Genomic DNA, 15,556 nt, shown 5'->3' with positions numbered 1-15,556 from the left:
ATTACTTAGCGAAAACGCATCGACAGGTCGAGCGCCTGCACATGTTTGGTCAGGGCGCCGACGGAGATATAGTCGACGCCGGTGTCGGCAAATTCGCGGATGGTGTCGAAGGTGACGTTACCGGAGACCTCCAGCGCCGCCTGGCCTGCGGTGATTTTCACCGCCTCGCGCATCAGGTCGGTGGTGAAGTTATCGAGCATAATGATGTCCGCCCCGGCTTTTAACGCCTGCTCCAGCTCATCCAGGGTTTCCACTTCCACTTCCACCGGCACATCAGGATGTAGCCAGAACGCCTTTTCCACCGCCTGACGGATCGAACCGGAGGCGATGATATGGTTTTCTTTAATCAGGAAAGCGTCGAACAGGCCCAGGCGGTGGTTGGCGCCGCCGCCGCAGAGTACCGCGTATTTCAGCGCGGTACGCAGCCCTGGCAGCGTTTTACGGGTATCCAGAAGTTGGGTTTTGGTGCCGGCCAGCAGGTCGACGTAGCGACGGACGACGCTGGCGACGCCGGAGAGAGTTTGCACAAAGTTCAGCGCCGTGCGTTCGCCGGTGAGCAGAATACGCGACGGGCCTTCCAGCTCGAACAGCGGCTGGTCGGCTTTGACCGCATCGCCGTCGGCCACGTGCCAGGTGATATTCACGTCGTCACCGGCGAGCTGAATAAAGACCTCTTCCACCCAGCGTTTGCCACAGAAGACGCCATCTTCGCGGGTAATGACCACCGCATGGGAGCGTGCATCCTGCGGCAATAATTGCGCGCTAATATCGTTGTTGGCGTCGACTTCGCCGCCCAAATCTTCCCGCAGGGAGTGTGCGACAGCATCGGTAATATCGAGGTTAATACGTTCCAGCAGCACGTCACGGCGGCGGTCGGGGTTGTAACGACGAGGCGACATGATAAAGCTCCAGATAGATAAGATTCAGAAGTGGGAAACATGCTAACCTGAACGACGTTTCAGTACCATACACACTTCATCCTTTGGGCCGGCGTGTGGCCCGGAAGCATGAGTTCGCGAAAGGAGATCCCGCATGCAGTTGAACGAGGGATGGCTGGTCGGCGCGCGTCGGGTTCCCTCGCCGCACCATGACTGCCGTCCGGATGAAGAAGCCCCTTCCTTACTGGTGGTGCATAACATTAGCCTGCCACCGGGTGAATTTGGTGGTCCGTGGATTGATGCGCTGTTCACTGGCACCCTGGATCCGCATGCGCATCCTTTCTTTGCCGAGATTGCTCATCTGCGCGTTTCGGCACATTGTCTGATTCGCCGTGATGGCGAAATCGTGCAGTATGTGCCTTTCGATAAGCGTGCGTGGCATGCGGGGGTCTCCTGCTATCAGGGGCGAGAACGCTGCAATGACTTTTCCATTGGCATTGAGCTGGAAGGCACGGATACCCTGGCGTATACCGATGCGCAGTACCAGCAGCTGGCGGCGGTGACGGAACTACTGATCACGATTTACCCGGCTATCGCCGAAAACATCGCGGGCCACAGCGATATCGCGCCCGTGCGGAAAACCGATCCAGGACCGGCCTTTGACTGGATAAAATTCCGGGCGCTACTCAGTGCGCCGTCAGATAAGGAGACATCATGACGCTGTTTACGACGCTGCTGGTGCTTATCGCCGAACGGCTGTTTAAGCTGGGTGAACACTGGCAGCTTGATCATCGGCTGGAGGTGGTGTTCCGCCGGATAAAACATTTTTCGCTGCTGGGCACGCTGCTGATGACGGTGGTGGCTGTCGCGGTGGTGTATCTCATTCAGCGCCTGCTGCAGGGGCAGCTATTTAACGTACCTCTGCTGGTGTTCTGGATCTTGCTGGGCCTGTTGTGCATCGGGGCAGGCAAGGTTCGGCTGCATTATCATGCCTATCTGAAAGCGGCGTCGCGCAATGACAGTCGCGCCTGCGATGCCATGGCCAGCGAGCTGACGCTGATCCACGGCGTACCGCCGGGCTGCGATGAGCGTGAATATCTGAGTGAGCTGCAAAATGCGCTGCTGTGGATTAACTATCGATATTACCTGGCGCCGCTTTTCTGGTTTGTGGTGGGGGGCGCGTGGGGGCCGCTGACGCTTATCGCTTACAGCGTACTGCGCGCCTGGCAGACGTGGCTGGCGCGCTACCAGACGCCGCATCACCGTTTGCAGTCTGGGATCGATGGTCTTTTGCATATCGTGGACTGGCTGCCGGTGCGTCTGGTGGGGGTTGTCTATGCTCTGGTGGGGCATGGAGAGAAAGCGCTCCCGGCGTGGTTTGCATCGTTAGGCGACCGCCATTCATCGCAGTATCAGGTATTGACCCGCCTGGCGCAGTATTCCCTGGCTCGTGAACCGCACGTGGATAAAGTGGCGACCCCGAAGGCCGCGGTGTCGATGGCCAAGAAAACCTCGCTGGTGGTGGTGGTGATCATGGCGCTGCTGACGATTTACGGCACCCTGGTTTAACGGCCTGAGCCCGCGCTCAGCCTGCCACGATGCATGCACCTGCGGGACTCTTGTTGCCGGGTGGCGGCTTCGCCTGACCCGGCCTGCAGAACCGCGTCAGCGGGCTTCATTCCGAACCGCTACAGCGTATCCGCCGGCGGGATGCCGAAGTCGGGCATCCCGTCCTCCCTCCAGCTGACGAGTTTTAACCGCGTATGGCGATTGGGGTCATACAGTGGATCGCCTTCTATCTCGGTGTAATTCCGCGCGTGATACACCAGCACATCTTCCCCTTCCGGCGTTTGGGTAAAACTATTATGGCCCGGGCCATACTGGCGGTTTTCATAGCTGGTACGAAAGACCGGCTGCGGGGCTTTATGCCAGTTCGTCGGCTGCAGCGGATCGGCCTGCAGATCGATCCAGAGTAACCCCATGCAGTAGTTTTCATCGGTGGCGCTGGCGGAATAGCTGATGAACAGCTTATCGCCATGCACCAGCACCGCAGGACCTTCGTTGACCTTAAATCCCCGGCACTCCCAGTCGAACTCCGGCTTGCTCAGCATGACCGGCTCGCCTTTAAGCGTCCACGGGTTGGCCATTTCAGCAAGATATAAGTTTGAGTTGCCTTCGATATGCGGGGATTTTTGCGCCCACAGATACCAGCGTTTGCCCTGATGGATAAAAGTAGTGGCATCGAGGGCGAAGGTATCGAAAGGCGTGACCACCTGGCCTTTTTCCTGCCAGCGACCGGTCAGCGGATCGTTGTCGGCGCACTCGAGAACGAACATGCGATGCTGGAACATCCCCAGCGCATCCAGATCGTGAGTATGGGTGGCGGCAAAATAGATATACCACTTACCGTCTATTTCATGCAGCTCCGGCGCCCAAATCAGCTGGCTCATCGGCCCGCTTTGCGGCGCGCGCCAGACCACTACCGGCTCAGCATCGCGCAATCCTTCAAGGGTGGCCGCGCGCCGGATCTCCAGCCGGTCATATTCCGGTACCGAGGCAATAAAGTAGTAGTGATTAAGGTGGCGCAGAATAAAGGGGTCTGCGCGCTGTTCAATAAAGGGGTTTGGCCAGTTGTTCATCAGGCTTTCCTTACGTGTTCACTGGTTTTCAGTTCCTGGTATTCGTTCAGCTCGCTGTAGTTGCTGCGGCGCTTCTCTAAATCGCTTTGAATCTGGCGCATCAGGGTGCGGTCAACCTTCAGCAGGCGCACCACGCCGGCGGTGATCAGATAGCCGACGCCGGGGATGACCGAGAATAGGAGCACGATGCCGTTGAGGGCGGAGGCGCTTTGCGCTTTCGCGCCGGCGTCGTAGCCGTACCATGACAGCAGGAAACCTACCATTGCTCCGGCGACCGCCAGGCCGACCTTGAGGAAGAACAGATTGCCGGAGAAGCTAATGCCGGTGATGCGCTTACCGGTTTTCCACTCGCCATAGTCGTCAACGTCGGACATCAGCGACCAGTGCAGCGGAGAGGGGATCTGATGCAGGATGTTGAGCAGGAAGTAGAGCACCATAATCAGCGTGGTGGCGTGCGGATTAAAGAAATAGAAGGCGCAGGAGAAAATCGCCAGCACGATGTTGGTCCAGAAGAAAACCTGCAGTTTGCACCAGCGGTCGGTGAGGACTTTCGCCAGCATGCTGCCAATCATCATCCCGACCACGCCGAGGCTGATAAACAGGGTGGCAAAATGGGTGCTTTGTCCCATCACCCAGGTGACGTAATACATGGTGGCGGCCATGCGAATAAAGCCCGGGCAGACGTTGCACAGCGTGAGCAGCAGGATGCGCACCCACTGGTCATTTTTCCACACGTCTTTGAGGTCTTTTTTCAGTTCATCATTCGTCTGCACCGCCGGGTGTATGCGTTCACGCACGGTAGCGAAGCAGAACAGGAACATACACATGCCGATAAAGGCCAGCACGGTCATCGCCATCTGGTAGCCCTTCGCTTTATCGGCGCCGCCGAACCAGTCGGCCATTGGCAGCAGCGTCAATGACAGCAGCAGCGTGGCGATACCCACCATAACAAAACGATAGGACTGGCAGGCAACGCGTTCTTTCGGATCAGCGGTCATCACCGTTCCCAGCGAGCAGTAGGGGATGTTAATCGCGGTATAGGTCACCGACAGCAGAAAGTAGGTCACGAACGCATAGATAACTTTGCTGTTATAGGTCCACTCAGGAGTAGTGAACATCAGCACGCTGAACAGGGCGTAGGGGAAGGCAATCCACAGTAGCCATGGACGAAAGCGGCCATATTTACTGCGGGTACGGTCGGCAAGGGCGCCCATAATCGGATCGGTCACCGCATCGATGACGCGCACCGACAACAGCAGTACGCCGACCAGCGCCGGCGCCAGGCCGAAGATATCGGTATAAAAATAGTTAACAAACAGCATGATGGCGCCAAATATGATATTGCATCCGGCATCACCCATCCCGTAACCAATCTTTTCCTTTATTGATAGTCTATTGTCTGCCATGTGCGGTCTCTCCGTTGCAGTATGGAGAGAATTATTGGCTGCTATCGAGGGAAATACGTTGCAGGAACTCGTTAACGATATGGATATATCAGCTATGGAGGGGAAAGTGTGAAGCAGATAACAATGCTCTGCGCCCGTTATTCAGGGAGGGGCGCAGAGCAAAGAGAAATATTTATGAGATGTATTATTGTGCTTTTATGGTGGCGGCGGCTTTCTGTTTAAACAGATAGCCCACGCCCAGCACCGCAATCCATACCGGGATCAGCCAAACGGAAATCGCCATCCCCGGGGTCATCAGCATAATCACCAGCACTGCCGCCATAAACAGCAGGCACACCCAGTTACCCAGCGGGTAGAAGAGGGCAGGGAAGCGAGTGGTGACCCCCTGCTGCTGTTTGGCGCGACGGAATTTCATATGCGCCAGGCTGATCATCGCCCAGTTGATAACCAGGGCCGAGACCACCAGCGCCATCAACAGGCCGAAGGCGGATTCCGGCGCCAGGTAGTTTATCAGTACGCACAGCGCGGTCACCAGGGCCGAGACGAGGATGGTATTCACCGGCACGCCGCGTTTGTCGACGCTGAGTAGCGCTTTCGGCGCGTTACCCTGCTGGGCAAGGCCGAACAGCATACGGCTGTTGCAGTAGACGCAGCTGTTATAAACCGACAGAGCCGCCGTCAGCACCACGACGTTAAGGGCATTTGCCACCAGCGTATCGCCAAGCTCATGGAAAATCAGGACGAATGGGCTGGTGTCCGCGGTCACGCGGGTCCACGGCAGCAGGGAGAGCAGCACCGCCAGCGAGCCAACATAGAAGATCAGGATACGGTAGATAACCTGGTTGGTGGCTTTCGGAATGCTTTGCTCCGGATTATCCGCTTCCGCCGCGGTGATCCCCACCAGCTCCAGACCGCCGAAGGAGAACATGATGATCGCCATCATCATTACCAGTCCGGTAAAGCCGTGCGGCAGGAAGCCACCCTGATCCCACAGGTTACGTACCGTCGCCTGCGGGCCGCCGTTGCCGCTGAACAGCAGCCAGCCGCCGAACAGAATCATCGCCACCACGGCGACCACTTTGATAATCGCGAACCAGAACTCCATTTCCCCGAACACTTTCACGTTGGTCAGGTTAATGGCGTTGATAGCGATGAAGAAGACCGCCGCAGAGGCCCAGGTCGGGATTTCCGGCCACCAGAACTGGATATATTTGCCGACGGCGGTGAGTTCCGCCATGGCCACCAGGACATACAGCACCCAGTAGTTCCAGCCGGAAGCGAAGCCGGCAAAGCCGCCCCAGTATTTATATGCGAAGTGGCTAAACGAACCTGCTACCGGCTCTTCCACCACCATCTCACCCAACTGACGCATGATCAGAAAGGCGATAAAGCCGGCGATAGCGTAACCAAGAATGATACCCGGGCCGGCGGACTGAATGACGGACGCGCTTCCCAGAAACAGGCCGGTGCCGATAGCCCCGCCCAGCGCGATAAGCTGAATGTGGCGGTTTTTCAGGCCGCGCTTCAGCCGATCGCCGTGCTGTTGACCTTCCATATGAAACCTCGTGTGTGGTTATTTTTTGTGTACGTCATCCGTCAGGTTGCTGCTTCTCTGCTGTCCCTGCCAGAAAGCATAGCCAGCGAAAATTTGGGCGAAGTGGCCCACTTTTTACCTGAGTGATGGCGCGCACATATTGTTGTGTTTGTGTATTTAGCGACTTCCGTTTCTGTATTGTTTTGTTTACGGAAGGCGGTGTGGTAATTCAAAAAAAGGCCTTTCGTCTGAGGGAGAATAGTGTTAAGCGCGACCGAATGCACCTGCTTTATGAAGGGATGATGACGATGTGTCTAAAAAGACATCAATAGACACATTCAGTATTATTCCATCGCATTACCCATGATTGGTTATTTATTCTGTTAATTTGATTTTTTATTCATCTATGGCGCAGTTGAATCGGTTCAGATAGCGTAATTTTTCGTTTCCATAAAGTTAACGCTACCCCTTTGTGAGTAAACGTAACATTTGTGCAAGGTTACATTTCTGAAATGTTATTTCTGTAAGGTTGTTAAAATGTCCGCGGTTTACTGATTTCAATCAAAACCTGTATGGACAGAAGGTGAATACTTTGTTACTTTAGCGCTACGAACTTTAAATTGGTAAGACCAATTGACTCCGGGCTAATGGCAGAGACAGGGAATATGGCCTACAGCAAAATCCGCCAACCAAAATTATCCGATGTGATAGAGCAGCAGCTGGAGTTTCTGATCCTTGAGGGGACCTTGCGCCCCGGTGAAAAACTTCCGCCCGAACGCGAACTGGCTAAGCAGTTCGACGTTTCCCGCCCCTCGCTGCGTGAGGCGATTCAACGCCTCGAAGCCAAGGGCTTGTTGCTTCGTCGTCAGGGAGGTGGAACGTTTGTTCAGAGCCGCCTGTGGCAGAGCTTCAGCGATCCGCTGGTCGAGCTGCTGTCCGATCACCCTGAATCCCAATTCGATCTGCTTGAGACCCGTCACGCGCTGGAAGGCATCGCGGCTTATTACGCGGCGCTGCGCAGCAATGATGAAGATCGCGATCGTATCCGCGAGCTGCATCAGGCCATTGAACGGGCGCAGCAGTCGGGCGATCTGGACGCTGAGTCCGGCGCCGTCGTCCAGTATCAAATCGCCGTCACCGAGGCGGCACACAATGTGGTTTTGCTCCATCTGCTAAGGTGTATGGAGCCGATGCTGGCACAAAACGTTCGTCAGAACTTTGAATTGCTGTATGCCCGCCGGGAAATGCTCCCGTTGGTCAGCAACCATCGTACTCGCATTTTCGAGGCGATAATGGCCGGGGAGCCGGAGCAGGCGCGTGAGGCGTCGCACCGTCACCTGGCGTTCATTGAGGAAATTTTGCTGGACCGTAGCCGTGAGCAGAGTCGTAGAGAGCGCTCACTGCGTCGTTTACAGCAACGAAAGGACGAGAACTCCGGTTCTTAAGCGCCATTTTTAGAGCGCGGCAACTAAACGCAGAACCTGTCTTATTGAATTTTTGGTTGTTCAAAGGTGAAGAACGAAGAGTTCAATGGGACAGGTTCCAGATTAATCAACGATTAGATAGATAAGGAATACCCCCCATGTCAGAACGTTTACCAAATGACGTGGATCCGATCGAAACTCGCGACTGGCTACAGGCGATCGAATCGGTCATCCGTGAAGAAGGTGTTGAGCGTGCTCAGTATCTTATTGACCAACTCCTTTCTGAAGCCCGCAAAGGCGGGGTGAAAGTGGCTGCTGGCGCATCGACCGGCGGTTACGTCAACACTATTGCCGTTGAAGATGAACCGGAATACCCGGGGAATCTGGATCTGGAACGTCGTATCCGTTCTGCGATCCGCTGGAACGCGATCATGACCGTTCTGCGCGCATCGAAAAAAGATCTCGAACTGGGCGGCCACATGGCTTCCTTCCAGTCTTCCGCAACCTTCTACGAAGTGTGCTTCAACCACTTCTTCCGCGCACGCAACGAGCAGGATGGCGGCGATCTGGTGTACTTCCAGGGCCACATCTCTCCGGGCGTGTATGCGCGTGCTTTCCTGGAAGGTCGTCTGACTGAAGAGCAGATGAACAATTTCCGTCAGGAAGTTCACGGTAAAGGTCTGTCCTCTTATCCGCACCCGAAACTGATGCCGGAATTCTGGCAGTTCCCGACCGTTTCTATGGGTCTGGGCCCAATCGGGGCAATTTATCAGGCTAAATTCCTGAAATATCTGGAACACCGTGGTCTGAAAGACACCTCCAAACAAACCGTTTATGCTTTCCTGGGCGACGGTGAGATGGACGAGCCGGAATCTAAAGGTGCGATCACCATCGCCACCCGCGAGAAGCTGGACAACCTGGTCTTCGTTATCAACTGTAACCTGCAGCGTCTTGATGGCCCGGTAACGGGTAACGGCAAAATCATCAACGAACTGGAAGGCATCTTCGCGGGCGCAGGCTGGAACGTTATCAAGGTTATCTGGGGCGGTCGTTGGGATGAGCTGCTGCGTAAAGACACCAGCGGTAAGCTGATCCAGCTGATGGAAGAAACCGTTGACGGCGATTACCAGACCTTCAAATCCAAAGACGGTGCATATGTGCGCGAGCACTTCTTCGGTAAATATCCGGAGACCGCGGCGCTGGTTGCCGACTGGACTGACGAGCAGATTTGGGCCCTGAACCGCGGCGGCCACGATCCGAAGAAAGTTTACGCTGCACTGAAAAAAGCGCAGAAAACCAAAGGCAAAGCGACCGTAATCCTCGCCCATACCATTAAAGGTTACGGCATGGGTGACACCGCTGAAGGTAAGAACATCGCCCACCAGGTTAAGAAAATGAACATGGACGGCGTACGTTACGTCCGCGATCGTTTCAACGTGCCGGTTGCCGATGCCGATCTCGAAAAACTGCCGTACGTCACCTTCCCGGAAGGTTCCGAAGAGCACACCTATCTGCACGCTCAGCGCCAGAAACTGCACGGCTATCTGCCGAGCCGTCAGCCGAACTTCTCTGAGAAGCTGGAGCTGCCGACGCTGGAAGATTTCGCTCCGCTGCTGGAAGAGCAGAATAAAGAGATCTCTACCACTATCGCATTTGTTCGTGCCCTGAACGTGATGCTGAAGAACAAATCCATCAAAGACCGCCTCGTGCCGATTATCGCCGACGAAGCGCGTACTTTCGGTATGGAAGGTCTGTTCCGTCAGATCGGTATTTACAGCCCGAACGGCCAGCAGTACACCCCGCAGGACCGTGAGCAGGTTGCTTACTACAAAGAAGACGAGAAAGGCCAGATCCTGCAGGAAGGGATCAACGAGCTGGGCGCAGGCGCATCCTGGCTGGCTGCGGCGACTTCTTACAGCACCAACAACCTGCCGATGATCCCGTTCTACATCTACTACTCGATGTTCGGGTTCCAGCGTATCGGCGACCTGTGCTGGCAGGCAGGCGACCAGCAGGCTCGCGGCTTCCTGATCGGTGGTACTTCCGGTCGTACAACGCTGAACGGCGAAGGTCTGCAGCACGAAGATGGCCACAGCCATATTCAGTCGCTGACTATCCCGAACTGTATCTCTTACGATCCGTCCTATGCATACGAAGTGGCGGTCATCATGCATGATGGCCTGGAGCGTATGTACGGTGAGAAACAAGAGAACGTTTACTACTACATCACTACGCTGAACGAAAACTACCACATGCCGGCCATGCCGGAAGGCGCCGAGGAAGGTATCCGTAAAGGTATCTACAAACTCGAAACCATTGAAGGTAGCAAAGGTAAAGTTCAGCTGCTGGGCTCCGGTTCTATCCTGCGTCACGTTCGTGAAGCAGCGCAGATCCTGGCGAAAGACTACGGCGTGGGCTCTGACGTGTATAGCGTCACCTCCTTCACCGAACTGGCGCGTGATGGCCAGGATTGCGAACGCTGGAACATGCTGCACCCGCTGGAAACCCCGCGCGTGCCGTATATCGCTCAGGTAATGAACGACGCTCCGGCCGTGGCATCCACTGACTATATGAAACTGTTCGCTGAGCAGGTTCGTACTTATGTACCGGCTGATGATTACCGCGTACTGGGTACCGATGGCTTCGGTCGTTCCGACAGCCGTGAAAACCTGCGTCACCACTTCGAAGTCGATGCTTCCTATGTGGTCGTTGCAGCGCTGGGCGAACTGGCTAAACGTGGTGAAATCGATAAGAAAGTGGTGGCTGACGCTATCGCGAAATTCGACATCGATGCAGAAAAAGTTAACCCGCGTCTGGCGTAAGAGGTAAAAGAATAATGGCTATCGAAATCAAAGTACCGGACATCGGGGCTGATGAAGTTGAAATCACCGAGATCCTGGTCAAAGTGGGCGACAAAGTAGAAGCTGAACAGTCGCTGATCACCGTAGAAGGCGATAAAGCCTCTATGGAAGTCCCGTCTCCGCAGGCTGGCGTCGTGAAAGAGATTAAAGTCTCCGTCGGCGACAAAACCGAGACTGGCAAACTGATTATGATTTTCGATTCCGCCGAGGGTGCAGCAGCCGCTGCACCTGCGCAGGAAGAGAAGAAAGAAGCCGCTCCGGCTGCGGCTGCGCCAGCAGCTGCCGCGGCAGCGAAAGAAGTTCACGTCCCGGATATCGGCGGCGATGAAGTTGAAGTTACTGAGATCATGGTTAAAGTGGGCGACACCATCGCCGCTGAGCAATCCCTGATCACCGTAGAAGGCGATAAAGCCTCTATGGAAGTGCCGGCGCCGTTCGCGGGTACCGTGAAAGAGATCAAAATCAACACCGGTGACAAAGTGTCCACCGGCTCCCTGATCATGATCTTCGAAGTGGCGGGCGCTGCGCCTGCCGCCGCACCTGCTCAGGCTGCTGCTCCGGCGGCGGCTGCTCCAGCTGCGGCTGGCGGTGCGAAAGACGTTAACGTACCGGACATCGGCGGCGACGAAGTTGAAGTCACCGAAGTGATGGTCAAAGTCGGCGATAAAGTGGCTGCTGAGCAGTCCCTGATCACCGTCGAAGGCGACAAAGCGTCTATGGAAGTGCCGGCGCCATTCGCAGGTACCGTCAAAGAGATCAAAATCAGCACCGGCGATAAAGTCAAAACCGGTTCCCTGATCATGGTCTTCGAAGTGGAAGGCGCTGCGCCTGCCGCCGCGCCGGCTCAGGCTGCTGCTCCGGCACCGGCTGCTGCACCGGCTCAGGCCGCTAAGCCTGCCGCTGCACCGGCTGCGAAAGCAGAAGGCAAAACTGAATTCGCTGAAAACGATGCTTACGTTCACGCGACGCCGCTGATTCGCCGCCTGGCGCGCGAGTTCGGCGTTAACCTGGCAAAAGTGAAAGGCACCGGCCGTAAAGGTCGTATCCTGCGCGAAGACGTTCAGGCTTATGTGAAAGACGCGGTTAAACGCGCTGAATCCGCACCGGCGGCTGCCGCTGGCGGCGGTATCCCGGGCATGCTGCCATGGCCGAAGGTTGACTTCAGCAAGTTTGGTGAAATCGAAGAAGTGGAACTGGGTCGTATCCAGAAAATCTCTGGGGCTAACCTGAGCCGTAACTGGGTGATGATCCCGCACGTTACCCACTTCGACAAAACCGATATCACCGATCTGGAAGCGTTCCGTAAGCAGCAGAACGCCGAAGCTGAGAAGCGTAAACTGGACGTGAAATTCACCCCAGTGGTCTTCATCATGAAAGCCGTTGCCGCTGCGCTTGAGCAGATGCCGCGCTTCAACAGCTCGCTGTCCGAAGATGGTCAGCGCCTGACGCTGAAGAAATACATCAACATCGGTGTGGCGGTTGATACCCCGAACGGTCTGGTGGTTCCGGTCTTCAAAGACGTGAATAAGAAGAGCATCACCGAGCTGTCTCGTGAACTGACCACCATCTCGAAGAAAGCGCGCGATGGCAAGCTGACGGCTGGCGAAATGCAGGGCGGTTGCTTCACCATCTCCAGCATCGGCGGCCTGGGCACTACCCACTTCGCGCCGATTGTTAACGCGCCGGAAGTGGCCATCCTGGGCGTGTCTAAGTCCGCGATGGAGCCGGTATGGAATGGTAAAGAGTTCGTTCCGCGTCTGATGATGCCGATCTCTCTGTCCTTCGACCACCGCGTCATCGACGGTGCTGATGGTGCCCGCTTCATTACCATCATTAACAACACCTTGAGCGACATTCGCCGTCTGGTGATGTAATCGAAAAAGCCGGCCTGACGGCCGGCTTTTTTCTGATAACCTCAGGCTGTTGGGGATTATCAGCAACAAAGGACAAAATCGTTTGCCGTTTGTTGTTTAAAAATTGTTAACAATTTTGTAAAATACACGCGGATAGAACGTCCCGGTGGACTTGGGCGTAAGAATAATAGCGTCAGACCCGCCGGATATAAATTACAGAGGTCATGATGAGTACTGAAATCAAAACTCAGGTCGTGGTACTTGGGGCAGGCCCCGCAGGTTACTCTGCAGCCTTCCGTTGCGCTGATTTAGGTCTGGAAACCGTCATCGTAGAACGTTACAGCACCCTCGGTGGCGTTTGCCTGAACGTGGGTTGTATCCCGTCTAAAGCGCTGCTGCACGTGGCAAAAGTTATCGAAGAAGCGAAAGCGCTGGCCGAACACGGCATCGTTTTCGGCGAACCGAAAACCGACATTGACAAGATCCGCACCTGGAAAGAAAAAGTTATCACTCAGCTGACCGGCGGCCTGGCTGGCATGGCTAAAGGCCGTAAAGTGAAAGTGGTTAACGGTCTGGGTAAATTTACCGGCGCCAACACCCTGGAAGTGGAAGGCGAAAACGGTAAAACCGTGATCAACTTCGACAACGCCATCATCGCGGCGGGCTCCCGTCCGATTCAGCTGCCGTTTATCCCGCATGAAGATCCGCGCGTATGGGACTCCACCGACGCCCTGGAGCTGAAATCTGTACCGAAACGCATGCTGGTCATGGGTGGCGGTATCATCGGTCTGGAAATGGGTACCGTATACCATGCGCTGGGTTCAGAGATTGACGTGGTTGAAATGTTCGACCAGGTTATCCCGGCGGCCGATAAAGACGTGGTGAAAGTCTTCACTAAACGCATCAGCAAGAAATTCAACCTGATGCTGGAAACCAAAGTGACTGCCGTTGAAGCGAAAGAAGACGGTATTTACGTTTCCATGGAAGGCAAAAAAGCGCCGGCTGAAGCGCAGCGTTACGACGCCGTGCTGGTCGCTATCGGTCGCGTACCGAACGGCAAAAACCTCGACGCAGGTAAAGCGGGCGTGGAAGTGGACGATCGTGGCTTCATCCGCGTTGACAAACAAATGCGCACCAACGTGCCGCACATCTTTGCTATCGGCGATATCGTCGGTCAGCCGATGCTGGCGCACAAAGGCGTACACGAAGGTCACGTTGCCGCAGAAGTTATCTCCGGCCTGAAACACTACTTCGATCCGAAAGTGATCCCGTCCATCGCCTACACTGAGCCAGAAGTGGCATGGGTTGGTCTGACTGAGAAAGAAGCGAAAGAGAAAGGCATCAGCTACGAAACCGCCACCTTCCCGTGGGCTGCTTCCGGCCGTGCTATCGCTTCCGACTGCGCAGACGGTATGACCAAACTGATCTTCGACAAAGAGACCCACCGTGTTATCGGCGGCGCGATTGTCGGCACCAACGGCGGCGAGCTGCTGGGTGAGATCGGCCTGGCTATCGAAATGGGCTGCGACGCTGAAGACATCGCGCTGACCATCCATGCTCACCCGACTCTGCACGAGTCTGTTGGCCTGGCGGCAGAAGTCTTCGAAGGCAGCATCACCGATCTGCCAAACGCCAAAGCGAAGAAAAAGTAACTTTTTCTTTCAGGCTAAAAGCATAAGCGGCTCCCGGAGCCGCTTTTTTTATGCCTGATGTTTAGAACTATGTCTCCGTTCATAAACCGCTACACCTCATACATACTTTGAAAATAATCACGCCATAAACTTATAGGCAGTTAACGATATAGTTGAGGTGTGAGATGAAACGCTTTTTAACCGCAGCGCTGGTCGCTGCAACGTGCCTATCCGGTGTGGCCTGCGCGGCTGACGCCACCATCCCCTGGGCGGACAACAGCGGTGGCACGGAAACGACCCATATCGCGGCGATGGGGCAGGATCTGAATGCCCAGCATCAGCAGGTGACGAAGACGAATGAGGGGGTATGGGCGGCGAACTCCGGAAGCATCAGCGCTGATGAAGCGGCATTATCCAGCACAAAGCCGACTTTTGCTGGCGATCCGTCTCTGATGCCCCATCAGGGCTAAGCGAATAGAAACGCCAGGTTGCTTGAGGGCAACCTGGCGTTTTTTTATGGTTTGACAACCTGCCAGCCGGCGTCAGCATCGGGGGCAAAGCGCGTGATGGCCTGCGCTTTTGCGGCGCTCTCTTCGCCGAGATTAGCCTGATAAACGGTATCGTGCAGATCGATCATAAAGCTCATCACTCCGGTTTCACCCCATTCCACAGGCCAGGCAAGCAAGGCCGCATCCTGGTCATCGCGGCCTGCGATAATGCGGAAACGATAGCCATGATAACCGGCGCCGGGCTCCGTCGGGCTGAATGCCGGCCCCAGCGGGCTGGGCGTCTCACCCGGCGACGTCGGCCAGTACAACCCATCTTTTTTGCCTTCACTGCTGATGATTTTCTGCGCCCAGCGGTGATTAAGCTGGTAGTAATCCTGCTGGGCGTCAACGTAAGCGTGCATGGCGGCTATCGCTGACAGTTCATTGCGACCGATGGCGCGGGTGAGGATCTCCTCTTCGCCTGCGGCCATATCAAAGCGCCAGCCCTGAGACGTTTTTACGATAGGCACCGGCAACCGCCATGCCTCGCTGCCGACGTCGAGCCAGGCGTTATCACCCTGCTGCACGATGACATGTTTTACCTGCCAGTCGCGCTGAAAACGGTCGACGGCGCTGGGGTCGATCCCATCGGTAGGTAAAAATTGCTGCCAGTTATCGCCGAGCACCTTGCTCAGCGCCGCTTCATTTTGCTGGCTGAGCGCCTCAGCCAGCGCGCTCGCGGCCTGTTCCGGTGTAGAAAACTGCTGCTGGGCGAAGGCGGCTAACGGTGACAGTATCAATGTGAACAGGGCAATAGGTAATAGGTTTCTCATTCTGCTCAT

General features: G+C 55.6%; 12 protein-coding genes. 7 read left to right on the top strand and 5 right to left on the bottom strand.

The window, feature by feature from the left end; all coding sequences use genetic code 11:
• Nucleotides 1-5: 5 nt before the first annotated feature.
• Nucleotides 6-899 carry a carboxylating nicotinate-nucleotide diphosphorylase gene (nadC, locus tag HMPREF3096_RS13895; protein ID WP_002888684.1) on the bottom strand — a complete coding sequence of 298 codons (894 nt, stop codon included), beginning with the start codon at nucleotides 897-899 and terminating at the stop codon, nucleotides 6-8.
• Between the two features lie 133 nt (nucleotides 900-1,032).
• On the opposite strand from nadC, the gene ampD reads away from it, so the two are divergent.
• Together ampD and ampE are read left to right on the top strand one after the other, a co-directional pair.
• Complete coding sequence (gene ampD, locus HMPREF3096_RS13890; RefSeq protein WP_008807417.1) at nucleotides 1,033-1,596, top strand: 1,6-anhydro-N-acetylmuramyl-L-alanine amidase AmpD; 564 nt, start codon at nucleotides 1,033-1,035, stop codon at nucleotides 1,594-1,596.
• Entirely contained in the window at nucleotides 1,593-2,447 is an 855-nt protein-coding gene (gene ampE / locus HMPREF3096_RS13885; protein WP_012542846.1) for a beta-lactamase regulator AmpE, read from the top strand. The genes ampD and ampE overlap by 4 nt, the downstream gene beginning before the upstream one ends.
• A gap of 119 nt (nucleotides 2,448-2,566) precedes the next feature.
• Here ampE and HMPREF3096_RS13880 read toward each other — a convergent pair whose 3' ends face one another.
• From HMPREF3096_RS13880 to aroP, 3 genes are all read right to left on the bottom strand, one after another.
• Entirely contained in the window at nucleotides 2,567-3,517 is a 951-nt protein-coding gene (locus HMPREF3096_RS13880) for a glycoside hydrolase family 43 protein (RefSeq protein WP_022066122.1), read from the bottom strand.
• Nucleotides 3,517-4,923, bottom strand: coding sequence for a glycoside-pentoside-hexuronide (GPH):cation symporter (locus tag HMPREF3096_RS13875; protein ID WP_008807414.1), 1,407 nt, complete (start codon nucleotides 4,921-4,923; stop codon nucleotides 3,517-3,519). Before HMPREF3096_RS13875 ends, HMPREF3096_RS13880 begins: the two co-directional genes overlap by 1 nt.
• Nucleotides 4,924-5,107: 184 nt before the next feature.
• Nucleotides 5,108-6,478: an aromatic amino acid transporter AroP gene (gene aroP, locus HMPREF3096_RS13870; RefSeq protein ID WP_008807413.1), complete on the bottom strand. Its 1,371-nt coding sequence runs from the start codon at nucleotides 6,476-6,478 to the stop codon at nucleotides 5,108-5,110.
• A 644-nt stretch (nucleotides 6,479-7,122) separates the two neighbouring features.
• Between aroP and pdhR the strand changes: the two genes are divergently transcribed.
• From pdhR to HMPREF3096_RS13845, 5 genes are all read left to right on the top strand, one after another.
• Nucleotides 7,123-7,902, top strand: a complete 780-nt coding sequence (gene pdhR / locus HMPREF3096_RS13865; protein ID WP_002888699.1) for a pyruvate dehydrogenase complex transcriptional repressor PdhR — start codon at nucleotides 7,123-7,125, stop codon at nucleotides 7,900-7,902.
• Between the two features lie 137 nt (nucleotides 7,903-8,039).
• Nucleotides 8,040-10,703 (top strand): pyruvate dehydrogenase (acetyl-transferring), homodimeric type, encoded by a 2,664-nt coding sequence (gene aceE, locus HMPREF3096_RS13860; protein ID WP_032731618.1) that lies wholly within the window; start codon nucleotides 8,040-8,042, stop codon nucleotides 10,701-10,703.
• A gap of 14 nt (nucleotides 10,704-10,717) precedes the next feature.
• Nucleotides 10,718-12,616 (top strand): pyruvate dehydrogenase complex dihydrolipoyllysine-residue acetyltransferase, encoded by a 1,899-nt coding sequence (gene aceF, locus HMPREF3096_RS13855; RefSeq protein WP_032731619.1) that lies wholly within the window; start codon nucleotides 10,718-10,720, stop codon nucleotides 12,614-12,616.
• 206 nt (nucleotides 12,617-12,822) lie between these two features.
• Nucleotides 12,823-14,247, top strand: a complete 1,425-nt coding sequence (gene lpdA / locus HMPREF3096_RS13850) for a dihydrolipoyl dehydrogenase (RefSeq protein WP_002888731.1) — start codon at nucleotides 12,823-12,825, stop codon at nucleotides 14,245-14,247.
• A gap of 164 nt (nucleotides 14,248-14,411) precedes the next feature.
• A complete protein-coding gene (locus HMPREF3096_RS13845; protein WP_008807410.1) occupies nucleotides 14,412-14,696 on the top strand; it encodes a hypothetical protein in 285 nt (94 codons plus the stop codon).
• Between the two features lie 44 nt (nucleotides 14,697-14,740).
• Here HMPREF3096_RS13845 and HMPREF3096_RS13840 read toward each other — a convergent pair whose 3' ends face one another.
• Nucleotides 14,741-15,547, bottom strand: coding sequence for a DUF2950 family protein (locus tag HMPREF3096_RS13840; RefSeq protein WP_012542842.1), 807 nt, complete (start codon nucleotides 15,545-15,547; stop codon nucleotides 14,741-14,743).
• Nucleotides 15,548-15,556: the final 9 nt, after the last annotated feature.

The sequence above is a fragment of the Klebsiella sp. HMSC25G12 genome (assembly GCF_001807705.1).
In the GTDB taxonomy this organism is placed as follows: Bacteria; Pseudomonadota; Gammaproteobacteria; order Enterobacterales; family Enterobacteriaceae; genus Klebsiella; species Klebsiella variicola.
This window is presented reverse-complemented; position numbering and strand designations above follow the sequence as displayed.